The sequence below is a fragment of the Nannocystis sp. genome (assembly GCF_016714285.1).
GTDB lineage: Bacteria > Myxococcota_A > Polyangia > Nannocystales > Nannocystaceae > Nannocystis.
The window spans coordinates 114,042-136,954 of record NZ_JADJNN010000042.1; the positions used below are offsets into that span (position 1 = coordinate 114,042).

General features: G+C 73.5%; 10 protein-coding genes and 2 pseudogenes. 8 read left to right on the forward strand and 4 right to left on the reverse strand.

What is annotated here, in order from left to right:
• Window positions 1-129 precede the first annotated feature (129 nt).
• Window positions 130-8,796 (reverse strand): annotated as a pseudogene (locus IPJ59_RS38795) (GH36-type glycosyl hydrolase domain-containing protein).
• Window positions 8,797-9,269: 473 nt separating this feature from the next.
• Between IPJ59_RS38795 and IPJ59_RS36830 the strand changes: the two are divergent.
• The 4 genes from IPJ59_RS36830 to IPJ59_RS36845 all read left to right on the forward strand — a co-directional run bounded on the left by IPJ59_RS36830 (window position 9,270) and on the right by IPJ59_RS36845 (window position 14,206).
• Entirely contained in the window at window positions 9,270-9,884 is a 615-nt protein-coding gene (locus IPJ59_RS36830) for a CAP domain-containing protein (protein ID WP_293257736.1), read from the forward strand.
• A 950-nt stretch (window positions 9,885-10,834) separates the two neighbouring features.
• A complete protein-coding gene (locus tag IPJ59_RS36835) occupies window positions 10,835-11,401 on the forward strand; it encodes a hypothetical protein (RefSeq protein ID WP_293257739.1) in 567 nt (188 codons plus the stop codon).
• Window positions 11,402-11,458: 57 nt separating this feature from the next.
• Window positions 11,459-12,469: an SGNH/GDSL hydrolase family protein gene (locus tag IPJ59_RS36840; protein ID WP_293257742.1), complete on the forward strand. Its 1,011-nt coding sequence runs from the start codon at window positions 11,459-11,461 to the stop codon at window positions 12,467-12,469.
• A gap of 93 nt (window positions 12,470-12,562) precedes the next feature.
• Window positions 12,563-14,206 (forward strand): hypothetical protein, encoded by a 1,644-nt coding sequence (locus tag IPJ59_RS36845; RefSeq protein WP_293275846.1) that lies wholly within the window; start codon window positions 12,563-12,565, stop codon window positions 14,204-14,206.
• 115 nt (window positions 14,207-14,321) lie between these two features.
• Here IPJ59_RS36845 and IPJ59_RS38640 read toward each other — a convergent pair.
• Window positions 14,322-14,912: pseudogene (locus tag IPJ59_RS38640) on the reverse strand (hypothetical protein); the annotation flags it as partial.
• Between IPJ59_RS38640 and IPJ59_RS36850 the strand changes: the two are divergent.
• From IPJ59_RS36850 to IPJ59_RS36865, 4 genes are all read left to right on the forward strand, one after another.
• Window positions 14,911-16,095, forward strand: coding sequence for a tectonin domain-containing protein (locus IPJ59_RS36850; RefSeq protein WP_293275847.1), 1,185 nt, complete (start codon window positions 14,911-14,913; stop codon window positions 16,093-16,095). The pseudogene IPJ59_RS38640 and the gene IPJ59_RS36850 sit on opposite strands and share 2 nt — an antisense overlap.
• A gap of 104 nt (window positions 16,096-16,199) precedes the next feature.
• Entirely contained in the window at window positions 16,200-16,757 is a 558-nt protein-coding gene (locus IPJ59_RS36855) for a hypothetical protein (protein ID WP_293275848.1), read from the forward strand.
• Window positions 16,758-17,003: 246 nt separating this feature from the next.
• Window positions 17,004-17,927, forward strand: a complete 924-nt coding sequence (locus tag IPJ59_RS36860) for a hypothetical protein (protein ID WP_293257754.1) — start codon at window positions 17,004-17,006, stop codon at window positions 17,925-17,927.
• A gap of 43 nt (window positions 17,928-17,970) precedes the next feature.
• On the forward strand, window positions 17,971-18,369 hold the full coding sequence (locus IPJ59_RS36865) for a cupin domain-containing protein (protein WP_293257756.1): 399 nt from the start codon (window positions 17,971-17,973) through the stop codon (window positions 18,367-18,369).
• 14 nt (window positions 18,370-18,383) lie between these two features.
• On the opposite strand, the gene IPJ59_RS36870 is transcribed toward IPJ59_RS36865, so the two are convergent.
• Both IPJ59_RS36870 and IPJ59_RS36875 read right to left on the reverse strand, forming a co-directional pair.
• A complete protein-coding gene (locus IPJ59_RS36870) occupies window positions 18,384-20,552 on the reverse strand; it encodes an ATP-binding protein (protein ID WP_293275849.1) in 2,169 nt (722 codons plus the stop codon).
• A 5-nt stretch (window positions 20,553-20,557) separates the two neighbouring features.
• On the reverse strand, window positions 20,558-22,900 hold the full coding sequence (locus IPJ59_RS36875; protein ID WP_293275850.1) for a hypothetical protein: 2,343 nt from the start codon (window positions 22,898-22,900) through the stop codon (window positions 20,558-20,560).
• Window positions 22,901-22,913: the final 13 nt, after the last annotated feature.

Sequence of the window (22,913 nt, forward strand, 5' to 3'; positions counted from 1 at the left end):
CATGGTGGTGGCGGCCGTGCCGTCGCTCGTGCCGCTGTCGGTCGCCGCGGTCGTGGTGTCGGACTTGTCGTCGCCGCAGCTGGCGGCCATGAGGGCGAGGATGATGAGGGCTGGTCGCATCGGCGGCGATTATGCGGGCGCCGGCGGGGCCGCGTCCAGGGCTGGCGGGCGGCCGATCTCGACCAGGGCGTGGTGTTCGCTGCCGTCGTCGCGCAGCGGGATCGTCGGCCCCTGCTGCTGCACCTGGTCGCAGAGGACGCGCGTGACCTCGCGTCCGGGGCCGAGCCTGCGCACGTGGAGGTGATAGGTCGTGCGACGATAGCGATAGTCGAGGTCGAAGCCGTTCCAGTCGGCGGGGATGAGGGGCGCGACGCGGAGGTGGTCGACCTCGAGGCGGAGGCCGAGCAGGGACTCGAGGATGAGGCGGTACATCCACGCGGCCGAGCCGGTGTACCAGGTCCAGCCGCCGCGGCCGGCGTGCTGCGGGTTGGTGTAGACATCGGCGGCGACCACGTATGGTTCGACCTTGTAGACCGCGATCGCGGCGGCGCTGTCGCCGTGGTGGATCGGGTTCAGCAGGGCGAACAGCTCCCAGGCGCGGGCGACGTCGCCGAGGGCGGCGAAGGCCATGACGGTCCAGATCGCGGCGTGCGTGTATTGTCCGCCGTTCTCGCGGACGCCGGGCACGTAGCCCTTCACGTAGCCGGGCTTCATGTCCGAGTGGTCGAAGGGCGGGTCGAACAGCTGGATGAGGCCGAGGTCGCGGCGGACCAGGCGGCGATCGACGGCGTCCAGGCCCATGCGGGCGCGCGCTGGATCGCCGGCCTGCGAGAGCACGGCCCAGCTCTGCGGCAGCGAGTCGATCTGACACTCGCTGTTGGCGGCCGAGCCGAGCGGCTCGCCGCTGTCGAAGTAGGCGCGGCGGTACCACTCGCCGTCCCAGCCGTGGGCCTCGATGTTGCGGCGCAGCCCGTCGGCCTCGCGCGTGCACAGCTCGGCGAGGGCGTCGTCGTCGCGACGCCGCGCCAGGCGGGCGAAGCGGGTCAGCACGTCGTGGAGGAAGAAGGCGAGCCACACGCTCTCGCCCTCGCCGTGGGCGCCGACCAGGTTCATGCCGTCGTTCCAGTCGCCGCTGCCGATCAGGGGCAGGCCGTGGGCGCCGAAGCGCAGGCCGTGGCGGATCGCCCGGACGCAGTGCTCGTAGAGGCTGGCCGATTCGTCGGAGCGGACGGGCAGGTCGTAATAGCTGTCCTCGTCGGCCAGGACGGCGCGGCCGTCGAGGAAGGGCACGATCTCGTCGAGGACCCCGGTGTCGCCCAGGGCCTCGACGTAATGACACACGACATACGGGAGCCACAGATAATCGTCGGAGATGTGGGTGCGGACGCCGCGGCCGGTCGGCGGGTGCCACCAGTGCTGGGCGTCACCCTCGCGGAATTGCCGGCCGGCCGCGCGCAGGAGCTGCTCGCGCAGGACCGCCGGCTCGGCGTGGACCAGGGCGGTCGCGTCCTGCAGCTGGTCGCGGAAGCCGAACGCGCCGCCGGATTGATAGTAGCCGCTGCGACCCCACATTCGGGCGGCCAGCACCTGGTAGAGGAGCCAGCCATTGGCGAGGAAGTCGAGCGCGGGGTCGGGGGTCTGCACGTGGACTGCGCCGAGGGTGCGGTTCCAGTAGGACCAGACGGCGGCGAGGGCGACGCGGGCGGGTCCGGTGCCGCGGAAGCGGTGCACGAGGGTGCGCGCGTCGGCGAGGTCGCGGCCGGAGCCGAGGCAAAAGGCCAGCTCGCGCTCCTGGCCGTCGGCCAGATCGACGGTGACCTGCATGGCCATGCAGGGGTCGAAGCCGGCGCCGACGCGGCCCGAGAGGCGGGCGCGCTGCATGGCGGCGGGTCGGGCGAGGTCGCCGTTGCGGCCGATGAACTCGAGGCGATCGCCGGTGACGGAGCGCGTGCCCTCGCTGCAGTCGAGGAAGGCGACGCGCGCGGCGAATTCGCTGGAGTAGGCGTTGCGGGCGAACAGGGCCCCGCTGCCGAGGTCCTGCTCGGTGACGACGTGGGGCAGGTTGCTGGCGCGGCTGGTGCCGAGCACGAGCTCGAAGAGGCCGGTGATCGACAGCCTGCGCGCGCGCCCGGAGTGGTTTCGCAGCTTGAGGACCATGAACTTGATCGGCGCGTCGGTGGCGACATAGCAGCGCAGCTCGCTGGCGACGCCGGCCTCGGCGTGCTCGAACACCGAATAGCCGAAGCCGTGGCGGGTGGTGTAGGGCGCGGCGCCGCCGGCCGGGAGCAGGGTCGGCGACCAGAAGCGGCCGTCGTCCTCGTCGCGGAGATAGAAGGCCTCGCCGCCGGGGTCGCCGACGGGGTCGTTGTGCCAGGGAGTAATGCGATAACTGTGGGCATTCTCGCACCAGGTATATGCGCTGCCGGCCTCGCTGACGACGGTGCCAAACCACGGGTTTGCGATCACGTTGACCCACGGCGCGGGCGTGCGGTGGTCGCGGCTGGTGGTGATGATGTATTCGCGGCCGTCGCGGGTGAAGCCGCCCTGGCCGTTGAATGCGACGAGGTCGGGGCGGACCAGGGCGCGGGTGGGCGAGGGCTCGGGCGGGGCGGGCAGCGGAGCCTTGCCGGGGTGCAGGGGCGGCGGCATCTCGGCGTGCGCGCGGCGCTTCATCTGGTCGACGAGCGGGCCGTCAGCGCCGTGGACGATGAGGCGCGCGACGGTCTGCATGAGCACCCTGTCGTCCTCGGCGAGCTGCTCGCTGCGGGGCACGAAGATGCCGCCGGGGCGGTCGAGCAGGCTGCCCTCGGAGAGCGAGCCGATCACGGCGAGGATCTCGTCGTGCAGGACCTGGCGGTAGCCGGACGGGTCCTCGTTCCAGATCACGAGGTCCGCGGCGAGGCCCTTGAGGCGCCAGAAGGCGTGGGCCTTGACCATCTGGCGCAGCAGCGCGAGGTGGCCGCTGTCGGCGATGCGGACCAGCGCGATCGGCAGGTCGCCCGAGATGCCGTAGGCCCACAGCGCCGACTGGCCGTTGCGGTTGCGGGCGAGCACGCTCCGGGGCGCGCGCAGGCGTGGGTTCGAATACAGGATGTGGCCGGCGAGGCGCTCGTAGAGCTGGGTGTCCGCCTCGCTGGCGTCGATGCGGCGCAGCAGCACCTGGCTGTGGGTCCACGACAGCCCTAGCACGCGCTCGGCGGAGTGGCGATCGCTGTACTTCTCGATCAGGGCGAGGGCGGCCTCGCGGGTCTCGGCGATGCCGGTGACGAGGTGGATCCGTACGGTCTCGTGCGGGCGGAGCAGCACCGTGTTGCGGATCGCCACCACCGGATCGAGGACGGAGCCCTCGCTGTCGGCGAGCGCGGGGCGGTGCATCGCCGCCGGGTCGGCGAGCGATCGACCGCGGCCGATGAACGCGGCGCGGTCGGTCTCGTAGGAGGTGGGGCCGAGGGTCGCGCCCTGGACGCTCATGAGGTGCAGCATGTGCGGCGGCTTCTCGCCGCCGGAGCGCGGCCGCCGGGTGCACAGGATGGCCTGGCGCGGGCGCACCAGCTCGGTCTGGACGAACAGGTTGCTGAACGCGGGGTGGGCCGCGTCGGCGGCGGGGGTGGTGAGCACGACCTCGGCGTAGCTGGTCAGCTCGATGCTGCGATCGGGTCCGGCCGCGGTTGGTGACGCACACCCGGCGCAGCTCGACGTCGTCCTCGGGTGACACGCTGATCTCGACGTGGGTCTCGATGTCGCCGTCGCGGCGGCGAAACTCGGCGCGGCCCTGGGTGTAGATCGCCTCGTAGCTCGCGGCGGCGACCAGGGTGGGCTGGAAGGCGACCGACCAGAACGCGTGGCTGGTGACGTCGCGGAGGTAGCAGAAGCTGCCCCAGCTGTCGCGGGTGGGGTCCTCGTGCCAGCGGGTGACGGCCAGGTCGCGCCAGCGGCTGTAGCCGGCGCCGGCGTTGGTGATGGCGACGTGGTAGCTGCCGTTCGACAGCAGGTGCAGCTCGGGCGCCGCGGTGTTCGGCGTGGTGAAGATGCGCAGGTTCGGCTCGGCCTCGGCCGGGGTCACGGTGCTGAGGGCGACCTCGGCCGGGTGGGGATAGATCGGTGGGGTCCGGGCGACGCGCTCCTGTAGCAGGAGGTCGGTGGCGCGAAACGCCAGCTGGGCGTCGAAGCGGCGCTGCATCGGGCGGCCGAGCAGGAGGTAGGCGAACGACAGGAAGGCCATGCCCTGGTGGTGCGCCATGTACGAGCGCACGCTGACGCTGTCCTTGCCGCGGGGCAGACGGGCGGGGGTGTAGTCGATCGCCTCGTAGAAGCCGTGGCCGCCGAGCATGCCGTCGCGGGCGAGCCGGCGCAGGTTGTCGGTCGCGGCGGCGGGGTCGACCATGAGGGCCATCGCGGTCGCATAGGGGGCGACGACCAGGTCGTCGGCGAGGCCGCGCTTGAAGCCGAGGCCGGGCACGCCGAAGGCCCGGTATTGATAGTTGAGCTGGGCGTCGGTCTTGTTGTAGCCGGACTCGGAGACGCCCCAGGGCACGCCGCGCTCGCGGCCGTACTCGATCTGGCGGGCGACCACGGCGCGGTAGGTCTCGCCCAGGATCGTGCCGGCGTAGGTCGGCATGATCAGGAGCGGCATCAGGTACTCGAACATCGAGCCGCTCCACGAGAGCAGCGCCGGCTTGCCGCCGGTGGTGGTGAGCAGGCGGCCGAGGCTAAACCAGTGCTCCTGCGGGAGCTTGCCCTGGGCGATGGCGACGAAGCTGGCGAGGCGGGCCTCGGAGGCGAGCAGGTCGTAGTAGCTGGCGTCGAGGCGGTAGTCGTGGACGTTGTAGCCGATCGCCAGGAGGTGGCGCTCGCGGTCGTACAGGAAGTCGTAGTCGAGGTCGGCGAACTCCTCGCAGCGGGCCAGCGCGAGCCGGTGAGCGATCGGGCGCGCTCGCTGGCCGCGCAGGCGATCCGCAGTCGGCGAGCCAGGCGTGGTGTCGGCGGCGGGTCGTGGAGGCGCGATCGATCGGGGCCAGCGCGTGGGCGAGGCCGGCGACGTCCGTGAGGTCGGGCCCGCGTCGAGGCGGGCGAGCGACGCGGCGAGCTCGCCCGGGATCGACGCGGGCCCGACCATCATCGGGGCCGAGAGCAGGGCGGTCCACGGCGCCATGTGCTCGAGCTCGGCGAGCGCGTGCTGGCACTGCGACGCGATGGCCTGGGCGCACCAGTCGGCCTCGGGGTCGCGCTGCAGGCCGGCGAGGCGGGTGAGCTCGCGGGTGTCGGTGAGCAGCGCGGTGAGCGAGCGGTGGGCGGCCGAGAGGGTCGGCGGGGCGACGGCGGTGAGGCGCATTCGCTGGAGCTCGGCGTGCAGGTCGGGCGCCGACGGGCTCAGGTCGGCGAGCAGGTCGAGGGTGTCGACGAGGCCCGCGAAGGTCTCGGGGCGGAGCAGGCGGTGGTCGGCGAGCTCGCCGAGGCCGGCGGCGAGGGTGAGCAGGTGGCCGGCCAGGTTGCCGCTGTCGACGGTGGAGACGTACCTCGGCCGCAGGGGCTCGAGCGTGCGGGTGTCGTACCAGTTGAACAGGTGGCCGCGGTGACGCTGCAGGCGGTCCATGGCGGCGAGGGTCCTGCTGCAGCGGTCGATGAGGCCGGCGGTCGAGAGGTAGCCGAAGTCGTGGGCGGCGAGGTTGGCGGTGAGGGCGAGGCCGATGTTGGTGGGCGAGGTGCGGTGGGCGACGCCCTGGGGCGGGTCCTCCTGGAAGTTGTCGGGCGGGAGGTCGTTGTCCTCGGGGGTCACGAAGGTCTCGAAGAAGCGCCAGGTCCGGCGGGCCACGCTGCGCAGGAAGCGGAGCTCGGGCTCGGCGAGGCGGTGGGGAACGGGGCGCAGCGGCTGGCTGAGCCAGGCGGCCAGGGCGGGCGCGAGGGCCCACAGCGCGAGCACCGGGGCGGCGACGACGATCGCGTCGGGGCGCAGGAGGGCGAGGGCGAGGCTGGTGGCGAGCGCGGTCGCCGGTGCGATCCACATCAGCGCGTAGCAGCCAGCGAGGGTGGTGGCGGCGCCCCGCTGGGCGTCGGCGGCGGTGCGCCACTCGAGCAGCTTGCGGCGGGTGAACAGCACACGCAGCAGGGTCCGGGCGATCGCGCGGAGGGCGAGGAGGGCGTCGTGGGGCAGGGTGGCGACCGCGAAGCCCTCGCGCAGGAGCTGGCGTCCGAGGGTCCGGGCGACCGCGCGGAGGTGCTGGCGGCGCGGCAGCTCGGTCGGTCGGCGGACGAGCTCGGCGGCGGCGGTGAGCAGGCCGGGGAGCGCGAGGACGCCGAGCACGACCAGCGTCACCGCGAGCGCGGCGCCGACGGCCCAGCCGATCAGGAGCAGCGCGAGCAGGGCGACCGGGACCAGGCTGCGGCGCAGGTTGTCGATCAGCTTCCAGCGCGAGAGGGTGGAGATCGGGTTTCGCACCCGGCGCCCGCCGCTGTCGTGAACATGTCCCCAGAGCCAGGCGACGATCTGCCAGTCGCCGCGCATCCAGCGGTCGCGGCGGCACAGGTCCGCGGCGTGGGCCGAGGGATAGTCCTCGAACAGGGTGATGTCGCTGACCAGGCCGGCGCGGGCGTAGGCGCCTTCGAGCAGGTCGTGGCTGAGGATGTGATTCTCGGGCAGTCGGCCGTGCAGCGCGCGGGCGAAGGCGTCGACGTCGTAGATGCCCTTGCCGACGAAGGAGCCCTCGGCGAACAGGTCCTGGTACACGTCGGAGACGGCGAGGGTGTAGGGGTCGATGCCGGGCTCGCCGGCGAACAGGCGGGCGAAGCGGGAGCGGCCGACGCTGGCGAGGGTGATGGCGACGCGGGGCTGGAGGATCGAGTAGCCGCTGGTGACGCGGCCGAGGCGCTCGTCGTGGTGCGGCCGGTTGAGCGGGTGGGCGAGGGTGCCGGCGAGCTGGCGGGCCGCGTCGCGCGGCAGCTGGGTGTCGCTGTCGAGGGCGATGACATAGCGGACGCCCTGCAGCGCCGCGAGCTCGCCGACGATCGTGGAGAAGCCGTCGGCCTGGCCGCGCAGGGCCGCGTTGAACTGCTCGAGCTTGCCGCGCTTGCGCTCCCAGCCCATCCACACGCCCTCGCGCGGGTTCCAGCAGCGCTTGCGGTGGAACAGGTAGAAACGCCGGGCCGCCCGCGGGCGTGGCGGGCGTTCATGGCCTGGATGCCGGCGCTGGCGCGCGCGAGCAGGGCGTCGTCGCCGGGCATGCGCTCGCTGGCCGCGTCGCGGAAGTCGGTGATCAGCGCGAGGGTCAGCTGATCGTCGCGGTTGGCGAGGTAGCGGACCTCGAGCGCCTCGAGCAGCGCGTCGACCTCGGCGGGGTCGGTGAGCAGGGTCGGCACGGCGACGACGGTGCGGTGCTCGGCGGGGATCCCCGCCGAGAAGTCGAGGCGGGGCAGCAGGTGCGGGCGCACGAGCAAGGTCGCCGCCCAGTGCACGACGGCGAGGGCGAGCTGGCTGCACGCGAGCGCGAGGAGCAGCACGGCGGGGGCGAGCGCCCAGGTCGGCAGCGCGGCGTCGGCGGCCGCGTCGGCGATCATGCCGGTGGCCGCGAGGGCGAGCACGGTGACGGCGCTGGTGTAGGCGAGCAGCGGGTGGCGCCCGGCGAGGCGGCGGAGGCGGCTGCCGGGGCCGCGGTGCATCCTGGCGGCGCGCTCGAGCGCGGGTCGGCCGGCGTCGATGAGGAAATAACCGACGTGGCCGCGACCTGGCGTCGCGGTGTCGTCGGCGTGGGGATCGTCCGTCAGGCGCAGCGCGGCCTGTGCCACCTCGTCCTCGCGCAGCGGGCTGCGCTTGGCGATCGCCTCGACCACGTGGCGGTAGCGATCGCGGGTGGCGAAGTCCATCGCCGCGTACACGCCGGCGGGGTCGCGGCGCAGCGTGGCCTCGACGACGCTCATCGCCTCGACGAAGTCCCGCCAGTCGGTGGCCCCGAGGAAGCGCAGGCTGCCGATGCTGTTGCCGATCGCGACCTGGTCGGCGGCCTGGCTCTGGGAGGCCAGCTGAAACACCTGCTCGATGCTGAGGCCCTGCTCGGCCAGGCGCTGCTCGAGCCAGCTGACCGGGAACATCAGGGCCGGACCCTGGCCCTGCAGCAGGCTGGAGAACTCGGCCACGAAGGCGTTGGAGAGGGCGGGGCTGGCCTCGACCATGGCGGCGAGGACCAGCACGACGCGGGCCGGATCGACGGCGGCGACGGCGAGCATGCGCCCGACCCAGTGGGTGGCTCGCTGGCGATCGCGGCGCCCGGCGGTGACCCGCGCGGCGATGCGGCGCAGGTTCTCGACCAGCGCCAGGCGCAGCATGATCGGCATCGCCCACAGCTCGCCGAGGGCGGGCGGGCGCGTGGCCTGGTAGGCGGCGACGAAGGCACGCAGGCCGTCGATGTCGACGCGGCCGTGCGCGTGCGAGATGAGCTCGATGGCGATGTCGTAGACGCGGGGGATGCCCGGGGTGAGCGCGTTGGCGAGGCGCGGCAGCTCGCGGCTGTAGCCGCGGGGCAGGTGGCGCCGGGCGGTCCGGATCTGCTCCTCGATCAGGTGATAGTTGTCGATGAACCACTCCGCGGCGGGCGTGATGCGCGTGCCGGCCCGGACCGCGGTGGTGAGCAGGGCGTGGGCGTCGCGCAGCGCGAGCTCGTTGGCGCTGAGGCGCGGCAGCAAGTGATCGACGAAGCGGCGGCCCGGGGCGGCGAGCTCGTGCCAGCCGGCGAGGGTGCCGGCGTAGTGCTCGAGCTGGCTCACGCTGAACAGCTCGGCGCGCAGCGGCTGCTCCTCGCGCACGATGGCGTCCTGCGTGCGGGCGCGCGACCAGGCGCGACGCCAGGCGCGACGCCAGGCGCGGCCCGCAGCTGCGGTGACGCGGGTCAATCGTTCACGACGCTGTCGTGGCCGGGCCAGGCCCGGGTGAGCGCGTCGGATGCATGGTGGTGCGGCGCGTGAAGCAAGCTGGACCTCGATCGAGGCGCGAGGGTAGGCGAGGTCCCGGAAAGCGGTATTGCAAATCCGCGGGCAGTCGGCGCCGGCTGCGCTGATTGTGGATGCCGCTTCGGGGCAGCGCTCTGGGCGACATTCGCGGCCGTATTCGCGGTGCGACTCACGCTGCGAATCGCGGTGCCGTTCGCGGTGCGAATCGCGGTGCGAATCGCGGTGCGAATCGCGGTGCATTCACCGCTGGACGCCCGGGCTGGTGCTGCGCACGGCTTCGCGCGTTGGCGTGGGCCCGGGAATCAGCGATGCTCCGCTGGGACCCGGACCGCATGCTTCGCCAACACCACGCCGCAGTTTTCGTCGCCTCGCTGGTTGCGTTTCCATCGGCGTGCCGCAGCGACCGTCCGGGTCCGGAGCCGCGGCCGGCCCCCGCCAGTCACGCGGTCGCGCCGCGGCCGCCGGCGACGCGGCAGGATACGCGGGAGGCGGCGCCGGCGTCGAAGGCCGATCCCGAGTCGGGTCGACTCGTCGGCATCACCGCGGCGCACAACCGGGTGCGCGCGAGTGTCGGCGTCGGGCCGATCGAGTGGTCGCCCGAGCTCGCCCGCTACGCCCAGCGCTGGGCCGACAAGCTGCAGCGGCGCGGCTGCCCGCTCGAGCACCGGCCGCACGCGGGGCCCGACGCGCAGCGTCACGGCGAGAACATCTACAGCGCGACGGGCCAGGCGCCGGGCGCCGGCGAGGTGGTCGACACCTGGGCCGCGGAGCTGGCCGACTACGACGCGAAGCGCAATCGTTGCAAGGGGGTGTGCGGGCATTACACGCAGATCGTGTGGCGCGCGAGCCAGCGCCTCGGCTGCGCGATGGCGGCGTGCGGCGACACCGAGGTGTGGGTCTGCAACTACGATCCGCCGGGCAACTTCATGGGCCAGCGGCCGTACTGAGCCGCGTCCGCGGCCGGGTCACGAAGCCCTGCCCTCGATCGCGTGGCGCCCGACGCTGGCCGCACATGCCGCGCGCGTCGGGTCAGCCCGGAGGGACCACGACGTCGCTGAGCGTGCGGGTGCTGCCGCCGGCTGGATACGCGTACGACGAATAGCTGTCGAGGCCCCAGACGACCACGCCGAGGGGGCCGTCGCTGCTCGCGGTGTGGTGACCGTTGGTGCCCCCCCGGGGCGCCGGGCCCGCCCCCCCCCCCCCCCCCCCCCCCCCCCCCCCGCCCCCCCCCGGCCCGGCCCCCCCGGGCCCCCCCGGGGGCCCCCGGGCCCCCCCCCCCCGGCGGCGCGGCGGCCGGGGCCCCCCCCGGCGCCCCCCCCCCGCGGCCCCCCGCCCCCGCGCCCGGGGCCCCCCCCCCCCCGCCCGCGCGCCCGCGGGCCCCCCCGGCCCGGCGCCCCCCGGCGCCCGCCGGGCGCGGCCCCCGGGCGCCCGCCCCCGGCGCGGGCCCCCCCCCCGCCCCCCCCCCCCCCCGGGGCCCCCCCGCCCCGGGGGGCGGGGGCGGGCGCGCCCGGGGCGCGCGGCGGCGCGGCCCCGCGGCGGGCCGCGGCGCCCCCCCCCCCCGCGGGGGCGGCGCCGCCCCCCCCGCGGGGGCGGGGCGCCGCGGGCGGCCCCGACGCGGGCGGGCGAAGGGGGGGTCGGGCGGCGCCCCGGCCGGGGACAACCCCAGCGGCCGCCCGCCACCCCCACGAGGGGCGGCCCCCCCCCGGCCCCCCCCGCCCCCGCCCCACCCCCACCGGCGCCGGCCAGGGCCCCCCCGGCGGACAGGAGCGCGCGCCGGGGCCCCCCGGGCGCATGCCGGGCGAGGATATCAGGATGGGCACCCGGGATCGCGCAGCCGCGCCGCAAATAGCGAGCGCGAGCTCCGTCTGCGCGGGCCCTGTCCTGATATGCTGCCTCGATGGTGCACCGTACGATCCCAGGGTTGCTCGCGTCGCTGTGGTTGGTGAGTTGCGAGGAGGCGCCGGCGCCGGGGCGCAGCGAGGCGGTGAAGGAGCCCGTCGCCGTGCCCGTGGTTGCGGACAAGGCGGGCACTCCATCACCAGAGTCGGAGCGCTTGCAGGGGCGCCACGGCGAGCGCATCCAGCGGCTCCTGGCCCATCGCGAGATCGGGGCGGCCTACGCCGCCGGGACGCTGGGTGATCGCCTGGTGACCGACGGGTCGCTGCTCGTCGACGCCAGGGCCCCGGCCGATACCTCGCAGATGCGCTACTTCCTGCTCAACGGTGAGGTCCGGCCGGCGACCGACCTCGCGGGGCTCAAGGCGGCCCGGGGCGCCGACGGTGGGGCCGCGCGGGCGCTGCTCCTCGGCGGCGAGGACGGCCCGAGGCCGGCGATCTTCGACGATATCGCGGCCGGTATCTACACCGTCTGTGCGATCGTCGGTGGCGCCGCGCAGGGCCGCTGCGCCACGGCGACGGTCGACGCGACGGCGGCCAGTCGCGTCGTCGTCCTCGCCGAGCGATAGGGGGACCGCGCGAAAAAGCGCTGGTCACCCGGCGCGGGGCGGCCTATGGTCGCGCCGATGCGTCGCCTCGCCCTCGGCCTCTTCAGCCTCGCCCTCGCCTGCAACGGCGAATCCAACAACAGCAGCGCGGCCTCGGGGTCGACCGGGGCCGACCTGGGCTCGACGAGCGCGCCGGGATCGTCGAGCGATAGCACGGGCTCGTCGCTGCCGACCACCGGGGCCAGCTCCGGGGTGGTCGACACGGGTGACACGGGGGATACCGGGGCGAGCACCGGGTCGGTCGACGCGAGCACGACCGCGGTGACGGGCGCCAGCAGCTCCGGTGTATCGTCCGACTCGAGCAGCGGCGCCGAGGGCAGCTCGTCGAGCACCGGGGAGCCGCCCGAGGCGTTCGCGCCGGCCTCGCTGGTGGTGCTGGGCGACTCGATCAGCGACGGCGGCGGGCAGCCCCCGTTTTATTACAACCTCCTGCGCGACGACCTCGCCGCCAAGTACGGCCCGGGGTTCAAGTATGTCAACAACGCCCAGAGCGGCAGCGAGACGGGCGCGCTGCTGGGCCAGGCCAAGGGGCTGCCGAAGCAGCTGCCGGGGCCGGTCGCCGTCGTCATCACCAGCGGCGGCAACGACATGAAGGCCGCGCTGCCGCAGGTCCTCGGCGGCCTCGACGGGCCGATCAAGCAGAAGGTCGCGGCCAACGTGGACGCGGCGCTGGCCGAGCTGCTGGCGCCGGACCGCTTCGGCGCCGGCGTCCTGGTCCGCGTGTTCGAGGGCAATATCTACGACGCCAGCGACGGCCAGGGGAATTTCAGCCAGGGCAAGTGCGCGTTCGGCAAGGGGCTGCCGGCGATCCCCACCGATATGTACTTCGACGCCTGGAACCTCAACATCCGCGACGTCGTGCTGGCGCGCGACCAGACCGCGGTCGACATGCACGCGCACTTCTACGATCACGGCTACAACAATCCACCGAACTGGTACGCGTCGGATTGCACCCACCCGAGCACGCTCGGGCACGACCAGCTGCGGCACCTGTTCTACTTCGAGATCACCGGCGAGATGCTGCCGTGATCGTGGCCTGATCGTGGCCTGATCGTGGCCTGATCGGTCCCGCGCGCGAGCGCGGGCTATCAGCGAGCACGCGGGCCGTGGTAGCGTGACGGCTTGCGCTGCATCACCGTATCCACCGTCGTCTTCGCGCTGACGCGCACCGCCCTCGCCGCCGATCCCCTGCCCGAGGGCGATCAGGGGATCGCGGCGAAGTACCCCGGCGACGCCGGCATCGACGCGGACCCTGCGGTCGTGTTCGCCGACGACTTCGAGGGCTACCAGGATGCCTCGCAGCTGCCGACGCGCTGGGACGCGGGGGTCTATCAGGTCGATCAGATCCGGCTCGCGACCGAGCCCGAGAACGTGTTCGCGGGCGGCCAGGCGCTCGAGTTCACGGTGCCGCAGCAGGAGGCCGAGCTCAGCAACGCGACCGACCGCAGCGTCTCGCCCGAGCTGGATACCCTGTATCTGCGCTACTACTCGAAGTTTCGCGGGCCCTACGACATCGTCGGTTCGAGCCACAACGGCTCGATGATCTCGTCGCATTATTTCATCAACGGGCAGGCCACGCCCGGGGTGCCGGCCGACGGCACCAACAAGTTCCTCGCCAACCTGGAGAACTGGCGCGGCGAGCCCGAGACGGCCTCGCCGGGGCTGCTTAACATCTACGTCTACCACCCGGAGCAGCGCTCGCAGTACGGCGACCATTTCTACTCGGACGGCACGATCACGCCCTACGACCCCGACCCGCCGCCGAACTACTTCGGCCCCGACTTCATCCCGCGGGCGAACATCATCCCGGAGCTCGACACCTGGCACTGCTATGAATACATGGTCCAGGCCAACACGCCGGGGCAGCGCGACGGACGGATCGCCTTCTGGTACGACGGGGTATTGGCGGGCGACTTCCAGAACCTGCGCCTGCGCGACGTCGACAGCCTGAAGATCGACCGCTTCGGGCTCTCGTTTCACATCGGGTCGAACCCGATCGCGGAGAATCGCAAGTGGTACGATAACGTCGTCGCGGCCACCTCGTACATCGGCCCGCTGTACGAGGGCGGCGGCGGCGAGACCGGCACCGGCTCGGCCAGCGCGGGGGATGCCAGCGGCGAGGCCGGCGGCACCGATACGCCGACGGGCGGCGGCACCGATACGCCGACGGGCGGCGGCACGAGCTCCAACCCGAGTGGCAACCCGACCCGAGTGGCGCGGACACCAGCGCCGCCAGCAGCGACGGCGCCAGCGCGACGGGGGCCACGCAGGCCAGCGATGGCGGCGGCGAGGGTGGGGGCGGCGGCTGTGCTTGTGGTGCAGCGAGGCCCCTCTCGCGCGGGGAGGGCCTGGCGCTTGTGGTGCTGGTCTTCACAGCCGCGGCAGGTCGGCGAAGCCGCGGGCGTCGTGGGCCGGGACCATCGTGATCTCGGGGAAGCGCGCCGCGATCGCGGCCATGCGCAGGAGGTTGTCGCGGACGCCCTGGGCGTCGCTGTCGGCGAGGCAGCGCTGCAGCCACGGTCGTTCTTGACGCTCGGTGATGCCCTCCGTTTGCCACGCGAGGTCGCCGACGAAGGCGTGGCGGCGTCCGTCGGGCAGGGCGACGAACACGATCACGGAGCCGGGGGTGTGGCCGGGCGCCGGGACGATGACGATGGCGCCGTCGCCGTGGACGTCGTGGCTGCGGGGGAAGCCGAGGTAGGGGCCGCCGGTGAATCTCGTATTCCTCATAGTTCACGTCGGCGAGGCCGCGGGCCACTGCGGTGATCGAGCCGCCCTCGGCGATGAAGCGGCGCTCGTCGGCGGTGATCAGGACGGGGGTGCCGGGGAGGTCGGGGATGCCGCTGACGTGGTCCCAGTGGGCGTGTGTGAGGATAATGCCGCGGAGCTGACCGCGGTCGTAGCCGGCCGCGGCGAGCTGGTCGGCGGCCGCCTGGCTCCGTGTGTAGCTCGTGATCAGCCGGAAGCCGAGGGGCATCTGCGAGAAATGTGCGTCGATATTGCGGCCGAAGCCGGTGTCGATGAGCAGGTCGCCGCGCGGGTGCTGGACCAGCACGGCGCTCATGCTGAAGTCGCGGTGGTCGGTGAAGGAGCCGCCGCGGTAGGCGAAGCCGGCGCTGCGGTGGGTCACGCCGGTGGGCAGGTGGAACATCGCCATCGTCGCGGGCGGCGAGGCGAGCGGCAGCGGGCCGGTCAGCGGCGCGGGCGGGGGCAAGGGCGAGCCGCAGAATGTGCTCAGGAACAGCGCCAGCAGCAGCGACGCGAGGGCGAGGGCGAGGAATCGTCGTTTGTTCGGGCCGGTCACCGCGTCTCCGCGGGGCACGATACGCGCGGTGGGTCCGGGCGTACAGGATCGCGGGCCCGCGGCGCAGGGCCGCGCGTTCAGGGGGCGACGTGGCGGTGGGGCGGCGGCCCGTGGACCGGGTCGTGGCGCCATGATAGCGTGCGCCGCAGCGGATCCGGAGGACGACATGGGCGAAAGCGGTTGGCAGAAGCAGATCGGAACTTTGGTGCATATCTCGGCGGGGGACGACGGCGAGATATGGGGCTTGACCGCGGCGCAGCAGATCCGCCGCTGGAATAACGGTGAATGGCAGCCAGTCCCGGGGTCGCTGAAGCAGATCTCGGTCGGGTCGATCGATCACATCTGGGGTGTCAACGACGCGGACCAGATCTTTCGCTGGTTCGGAGATTGGCAGGAGATGCCCGGGCGGCTGCGCTGGGTCTCGGCGGCCGCGGACGGCACCGTCGTCGGCGTCAACGCGGAGGACGACATCTTCCGCTGGAACGGCGGCGGCTGGGACCAGCTGGACGGCAAGCTGCGGATGGTGTCGGTGGCGAGCCAGAAGGTGATGTATGGCTATAACGCGGAGAGCCAGATCTTCCGCTGGAACGGCGGCGGATGGGACTTCCGCGGCGGTGAGGCCCGCGGCGCGCTGTCGGTCGGCGTGCGCGACGGGTCGTCCCACCTGTGGGCCTGCCTGGTCAGCTCGAGCAAGCAGGTGGTGCTAGCGGCGGTGACCCAGGGGTTGATCGGCGGCGAGCGGACTGCGTTGTTCGAGAGCGTCGATAACGCGGGCTGGGAGGACCGCGACGGCATGCTGACCCAGATCTCCGCGGCGGCCCAGTACGTGGTCGGCGTGAACGCGGCCGGTGAGGTGTACTCATGGGGATGCGCCCTTCCGGCGGGCGATCGGCCGCTCGTCACCCGGCAACGCGGGTGGCGCTGGTGCAGCAAGTGCCAGGGGCTGTTCTTCGGCGGGCACAGCAGCCAGGGCAGCTGCGCCAGCCGGCCCGTCGGCGTCATGGCGACGACGATCGTGCCGCACGACCCCAGCGGGAGCGGAGAGTATGCGCTGGCCAACTCCGTGGGGGCGCCCGGGCAGTCGGGCTGGCGCTGGTGCCGGAAGTGCGAGGGGCTGTTCTTCGCGGGCGCCAGGGGGAAGTGCGCCTCGGGGGGCGCGCATGACGGCTCCCAGAGCGGCGACTACACATTGGTCCACAATGACCCCGCGGCCCAGGGTCAGGGCAGCTGGCGCTATTGCAAGAAGTGCGATGGGCTGTACTTCGCGGGCGGCGGCGTGACCCATTGCCCGGCCGGTCTGGCCCACGATGGCTCGGCCTCGGGTGCATACACGGTGCGGGTCATCGGTTGAGCGCGTGTCGGTCGTTCCCTGGCTCGCGCAGGGGGTCGCGGGTCTGCGTTTTCCCGGGCGCGCGGGCCTGCGCGACGGGGCCTGGATCGGTTAGCTTGGCGCCCGTGCCCGCCATCGACCTCACGACCCTCATCGCACCCCTGCGCCGCCCCGCGATCGCCGAGCTCCTCGGCGAGGCGGACCTCGAGCTCGACGCCGACGACGACCTGATCGGGCACCTCGGCAAGGCTGTCCCGAAGGACAGCCTGATCGCGTTCGGTCAGCACGGCAGCGGCTCGCTGCTGGCCGTGTGGCGCCGCGACCCGCGGACCCCGCTCGCGCGCTGTCCGGTGATCTGGCTCGACAGCGAGGGCGAGCCGGTCGAGGCGCTCGCGTCGGACTTCGCCGCGTTCCTCACCCTGCTGCCCTACGGGCTCGGTCAGCTCTACGACCTCATCCGCAAGGCCCAGCGCATGCGGGACGGCGACTTCCCGGGCTGGGAGCCGGCGGCGATCGAGGTCGACATCGCCGATCTGCGCCAGGGTCTCGCGCTGGTCGCGGAGGATCTCGACGACTGGCGCGAGGCGGGGCTGCCGCCCGCCCGCGACCCGCTCGCGGTCGTCGAGCAGGCGGTCGCGCTGCCCTTCGCGGCGTGGTGGGCCGGGCTGCCGGCCCAGGAGTAGCTGTCCCGCAGGACAGGTGCCGGTCGGCGCTCGCAGGGGCGGGCGCGGCGGGTTCGTGTGGAGATTCACGGGTTCGTAGATCGACGCCGCGGGGTGGGCGTTGAGGCCCCCACACCCTGCGTCCAGGGTGCCCCCCACTCCACCGCTCGTCCGGGTGGTCCGTGCATCGGCAACTCGCTCCGTGGCCTCTCAGGCCCGGCGTGGGGCGCCGGCGCGGCGATCCGGCGCGGGCCCGAGGTGTCCACCATGAGCCACAGCCACGCCCAATCTGCATTCCTGGCCCCCTCTGCTCGGTTCGACGGTGAGGCGTCGGGCCTCATCGATGTGCGAAGGATCGGCTCGCCGGTCGCCGCGAATGTGGTGCGTACCGGCGGCGGCAATTTCCCGGGGCGGGTGCTCACGCCGCTGCCGGTGGCCCGTCCGGTGACCGCCGCCGCGCCGGCGCTGCGCAGCCAGACGCCGCTGTATGCATTGCTGGCGACGCTGACGCTCGGGTTTTTCGGGCTCGCTGGCTATGTGGTGACCCGCCCGTCGCCGCCGCCGCGGGAGGTCGTGCGGGTCATCGAGCCGACCGCGCTGGCGAGCGTGGCGACGGCGCCGACGCGCGAGCCGGCGCCGGTGGTCGCGGCTGCGATCGCCGCTGCGGTGGCGCCGGAGCCGGAGAGCCAGCCGACGCCCGTGGTCGTCGCGCCGTCGCGGAGGCCGGGCAAGGTGACCAAGCCGGGCAAGCCGGTCGTCCCTGGCGGGCCGGCGCCGGAGCGGGCGGTGGAGGTTGCGGCGAAGCCGGCGAGCAAGCCCGAATACGGGGTCGACTGCATCCTCGGCAAGGCGTCGTGCGGTGACAAGGCCGCGGCGAAGCCGGAGGCGGAGACCCAGGCCGCGCCGCCCGACGATCTGCCGGAGCGGCTCGAGCAGGCCGACATCAGCGCGGGCACCAGCGCGGCGCGGGCGGCCGCCGCGAGCAGCTGCACGCGTCTGGCCCGGGGCGGCGAGAAGGTCCAGGTCAAGCTGTCGATCGCCGGACCGACGGGGGCGGTGATCGGGGCCAGCGCGCTGGAGGACGCCGGCAATCCGCAGCTGGCCGCGTGCTGTGTCGGTCAGCTCGAGCGGGCGAGCTTTCGCCAGGTGAAGAAGCAGCAGATCGGCACGGTGGTGACGATCAAGTTCTGAACGCGTTGCATTCGCCGCGGCTCCGTAGGAGGCTCGCGGGACCATGTCTCACGAGCGCAACACGATGACCTCGGCGACGAGCGCCGTCTGGAACAACCACGTGACCGCCCCCGGCACGCCCGCGGGCTTCACCGTCCGGACCACAGTTCCGGGCAACCCGGACGGCGTCGAGGTGATGCTCGAGCGCTGGGAGCCGGGCAGCGAGGAGCCGCCGCATTCGCACCCTGGCGACGATATGACGGTGGTCGTCGAGGGGCGCATGGCGATCCAGTTCTATCGCCGTGAGGCCGGCGCGCTGGTCCCCGACGGCGAGCCGGTCGTGCTCGCCCGGGGTGACGTGGGTTACGTGGCGGCCGGGCGGATCCACGACGCGAAGTACATCGAGGCCTGCAAGCTGGTCTATGTCCACGATCGGGCGTTCGGCTTCGAGGCGGCCGGGTGAACGGGCGCGGTCGATCACCGCGGTGAATTCGCGGTGGTCGGGGCGTCGGCGAAGCTGTCCTCGCGGACCAATTTGTCGAGCTTGCGATATTCGGCGCGGGCGGCGTCGAGGACGTGGCGCAGGCTGATCGTCGCGCCCTCGTGGGCGGCTGCGTAGGCGGCCGCGAGGGCGATGTTGCGGATGTGGCCGCCGCTCAGGTCGAAGCGCTCGGCGAGCAGCACCGGGTCGACGCCGGGGTCGACGGGCGCGGCCGCTGGCCACACCTGACGCCAGATGCGGGCGCGGCTGGCCACGTCGGGCGCGGGGAACTCGACGATGACCTGCAGGCGGCGGAGGAACGCGGCGTCGATGTTCTTGCGGAGGTTGCTGGCGAGGATCACGAGGCCGGGGAAGCGCTCGATCCGCTGGAGGAGGAAGCCGACCTCGATGTTGGCGAAGCGGTCGTGGGCGTCGCGGATCGCCCCGCGCTTGCCGAAGATCGCGTCGGCCTCGTCGAAGAAGAGGGCGACGTCGGCGGCCTCGGCCTCGGCGAACAGCGCCTCCAGGTGCTTCTCGGTCTCGCCGATGTACTTGCTGACGACCTGCGAGAGGTCGATGCAATACAGGTCGCGGGCGCAGGCGCGGGCGACGATGCCGGCGGCCATCGTCTTGCCGGTGCCCGGGGCGCCGGCGAACAGCGCCGCGAGGCCGCGGGTGCCGGTGAGGCCGAAGCCCCAGCGGTCGAGCACGGTGCTGCGCTGCTGGACGCGGCGGACGAGGTCGCGCAGCTGGGCGGCGTGCTCGGCGGGGAGGACGAGGTCGTCCCAGTGGTGCGGCGTGCTGATGGGGGCCGCGAGCGCGCCGAGCTTGGGGGTGGCGTGGCGGCGGCAGGCGAGCAGGAGGTCGCCCTGGTCCGGGGTGGTGGCGCCGCGGCCGTCGGCGAGGCCGCGGGCGGTCACGGCGGCGGCGAGGATCTGGCGCGGGGTGAAGCGGAAGTTGTCGGCGGCGGCGCGGCGCGGGCCGGCGGAGCTGTCCGGAAGGACAGCTTGCCAGAGGGCCTCGCGGATCGGCAGGTCGGGGACCGGGACGTGGAGCTCGGCGATCGCGGCGATCCCGGGCGGCGGGGCCTCGGGGTGCCAGGGGCCGGCGGCGATCACGAAGAGCAGGTCGGCGGGCGCGAGGGGGGCGAGGAAGGGGCGCTGGTTGTCGGCGAGGTGGTTGTCGGCGAGGACCCAGGCGATCGCGGCGCGCTCGAGCCGGGCGGCGCGGGCCAGCATGGCGAGGAGGTCGTGGTGCTCGTCGTCCCCGAGGGTGGCCGCGCGCGCGCCGTCGACGACCAGCAGCGGTCGGCCGAGGGCGCCGCACAGGGCGGCGGCGAGCGAGCGCCGGCCGACGCCGTCGCGGCCGTGGAGGTTGATCGCGAGGCGGGCGCCGGCGGCCGCGGTGTCGCGCCAGCGGGTGAGCGCGGCGGAGAGCTGCGGGGTCAAGGCGAGCGCGCCGAGCAGCGCCGGATCAGGCTCGCGGCGCTCGACGCAGGGGTGCACCGAGCTGTCGATCGAGACATGTCCCGAGAGCCAGGTCAGCAGGCCGGGCGCGAGCCGCAGCGCGTGGCGCAGCGGGGGATCGCCGGCGGCGTGGGGGCGCAGGTGGACCAGGCCGAGGCGGCGCAGCGGGCCGGCGGCGGTGAGCGAGGGCAGCAGGGCGAGGCGGGCGGCGGGCTCCGGGGCGAACAGCTCGAGGGCGAGCTGCACGCTCGGGTGGCGGCGGGTGATGTCGTCGTGCAGCCAGCCGAAGATGCGCTCGTAGCGGAGGTCGAATTCGGGGGCGAGGGTCAGCAGCAGGAGCTGGCGCAGGGGCAGCGGGGCGCAGGCCTCGGCGTGGGCCGCGACGAGCTGCTCGAGGCGGAGCACACGGCCGGCGTCGCGGGTGGCGGCGATGCGGGCGTCGATCTCGGCGCGGCTGGTTGCCGCGGCGGCGCCGAGCTCGGCGAGGGCGCCGTCGACGGGGACGCGCTCCCACAGCGGGGCGGCGAAGGGGCGCGCGAGCAGCTCGCGGAGCTCGTCGTCGGAGATGTAGAGGCCGCGCTCGCTGGTCTCGTGGCCGGCGGCGCGGCGGACCCGGACGGCCTCGCGGAGCAGCACGAGGTCGAGGGCGGCGAGCTCGGCGGCGAGCAGCTCGGCGTCGTCGGCGAAGGGGGCGGGCATGGAGCTCAGTAGCTGCCGATGGCGATGAAGTGGAAGCGGCGCCACGACTGGTCGCCGTCGCCGTTGCCGGTCTTGATGTAGGCCTCGCCGGACTTCACGGCGACGACGATGGCGTTGTCGCGGGTGTTGCCGGAGTCGCTGTTGTTGTTGTTGTCGGGGTACTGCTGGGTGGCGATGACGGTGGGCTCGCCGGAGAAGGCGCTGGCGAACACGATCTTCCACAGGATGCCCGACTTGCTGACCGAGAAGCCGCTGCCGCCCGAGATGCCGCCGTCGGCGGTGACGGTGCCGCGGATGATGCGGAGGCGCTCGCTGGTGCCGGTGGTGACCTTCAGGCCGTTGGCGAACATGTCGCCGGCGTAGAGCGCGCGAAAGGTGTTGCTGGCCGGGTCGCCGTCGCGGAGGTAGAAGCCGTCCCCGCGGGACTCGATGCGGTGCCAGTAGCGGTTGCCGTGGTGGAAGCGCAGCGAGACGCCGACCTCGGGGACGGTCGGCGGGTTGTTGTCCTCCTGCTTGAGCTCGAGGAAGATCTTGGTGCCGCCGGTCGTCGCGGCCTTGGAGCGCTGGATGAACAGGTTGGGGTCGTCGTTGAAGAGGGTGACGTTGCCCTCGAGCGCGAGCGGCTTCTTGAGGGAGGTCTCGCCGGTGACGGTGAGGGTGGTGCCGACGCTGAGGCTGGTGGCCACGCTGGCGGCTTTCTTGAGGGTGGCGTCGCCGGTGACGGTGAGGGTGGTGCCGACGCTGGCGGCCTTCTTGAGGGTGGCGTCGCCGTCGGCGGAGAGGGTGCCGCCGGTCGAGAGGTTGCCGGTGACGGCGAGGGTCTTCTTGAGGGTGGCGTCGCCGTCGGCCGAGAGGGTGCCGCCGGTCGAGAGGTTGCCGGTGATCGCGGCGGCGCCGGTGATCGTGAGCGACTTGAGGCCCTTGAGGTCGCCCTGGACCTCGGTGGTGGCGCCGCCTAGCCGGGTGGTGGCCCAGTCGCCGGCGTAGTTGATGGTGAGCGTCTGGCTTTCGTCGACGAGCGCGCGGCCGGGTTGGCCGCGGCGGGTCGAGTGGCCGAACACGAAGTCGCTGGCGCGGACGGTCGCGGCGGGCTGCTCGGCGGCGTTGAGGCGGCTCTGGGTGCCGGTGTAGGCGAGGTCGCCGGCGGCGGCGAGCGAGCCGGCGACGCTGAGCGGGCCGCGGAGCTCGATCTGGTTGTAGGTGACGCCGAGCGCGACGCGGTCGCGATCGAAGGCGGGGTCGATGTCGGCGCGCGGCGCCAGGGCCTCGCCGCCGAAGTTCTTGGCGGCCGCCTTGGCGTCGACGAGCTCGGTGCGCTGGTTGGCCCGCCAGGCGTAGGTCCGGTTGCCGCGCAGCCAGACGACGAGCAGCGCCTCCTTGGCGAGCGGTCGGGCGGCGGCGATGAAGCGGCGGGTCTGGACGATCTCGCAGGCGATGAGGTCGGAGCCGTGGCCGTCGGCGGCGTGCCAGCGCAGCCGGGCGATCAGCGAGCCGGCGTTGGCGACGTCGGCCTGGGCGTTCGGGCGCGAGATGTCGAGCACGCTGGCGCCGGCGTTCCAGTCGAGGTCGCGGAACACGATCGGGTAGAACTTGGCCTCGTCGCCGTCGACGCGGAGGCTGTGCTCGCGCAGGGAGAGGTCGTCGAGGCGGGCGAGGCCGCGGACGTCGAGCGCGGCCTCGGGGTCCAGGGTGCCGACCGCGAGCTTGCCAGTGATGGCGAGGTCACCTGTCCCCTGGAGCAGGTTCGGGCGGGTGCGCCCACCGGAGCGCAGGGTCGGGCCGCCGTCGGGTTCGGCGGGCAGGCGCAGGCCGGCGCTCACGCGCACGTTCGCGGGCGGATCGAGGGTGATCGTGCCGTTGTTGTCGACGCGGAGGCGGCCGAGTAGGACGGCGCCGGCGTGCGAGGGGGCGACGCCGACGGCGTGGAACTCGATCGCCGGGACCTCGCGCATGCGCGTGGCGCCGCGGGTGCCCTCCTCCTCGGAGCTGCCGCCCTGCACGCGCGACTCGACCTCGGCGTAGAACAGCGAGACGTCGGCGGCGCCGCCCGGGAGGTCGTGCGGGACCGGGATGCTGTCGCGGACGGCGGGCACGACCAGCAGACGGCCGCGATCGTCGATCGCCGTGCCGGCGGCGAGGCGCAGCAGCCACGGGCCGGTGGCCGCGAGATCGAGGCCCCTGGCCACGCCGGCGATCGTGAGCAGGTCGAGGACGCGGCGCAGGCGGTCGCTGTGGTAGCGCTGCTCGTCGACGAAGTCCTGGGCGGTCAGGAACTGGCCGTCGAAGTAGCGCCCGCGCTCGTCGGTCTCGACCTCGGGATAGAGCGTGTACACGGTGGTGTCGGACACGGGGGATGCCTTT

What these genes read in the sequence shown, in the direction of transcription:
- IPJ59_RS36835 (WP_293257739.1), top strand. Translation starts at nt 10,835, where the DNA reads ATGGTGCACCGTACGATCCCAGGGTTGCTCGCGTCGCTGTGGTTGGTG.
- IPJ59_RS36830 (WP_293257736.1), top strand. Translation starts at nt 9,270, where the DNA reads ATGCTTCGCCAACACCACGCCGCAGTTTTCGTCGCCTCGCTGGTTGCG.
- IPJ59_RS36865 (WP_293257756.1), top strand. Translation starts at nt 17,971, where the DNA reads ATGTCTCACGAGCGCAACACGATGACCTCGGCGACGAGCGCCGTCTGG.
- IPJ59_RS36850 (WP_293275847.1), top strand. Translation starts at nt 14,911, where the DNA reads ATGGGCGAAAGCGGTTGGCAGAAGCAGATCGGAACTTTGGTGCATATC.
- IPJ59_RS36840 (WP_293257742.1), top strand. Translation starts at nt 11,459, where the DNA reads ATGCGTCGCCTCGCCCTCGGCCTCTTCAGCCTCGCCCTCGCCTGCAAC.
- IPJ59_RS36860 (WP_293257754.1), top strand. Translation starts at nt 17,004, where the DNA reads ATGAGCCACAGCCACGCCCAATCTGCATTCCTGGCCCCCTCTGCTCGG.
- IPJ59_RS36870 (WP_293275849.1), bottom strand. Translation starts at nt 20,552, where the DNA reads ATGCCCGCCCCCTTCGCCGACGACGCCGAGCTGCTCGCCGCCGAGCTC.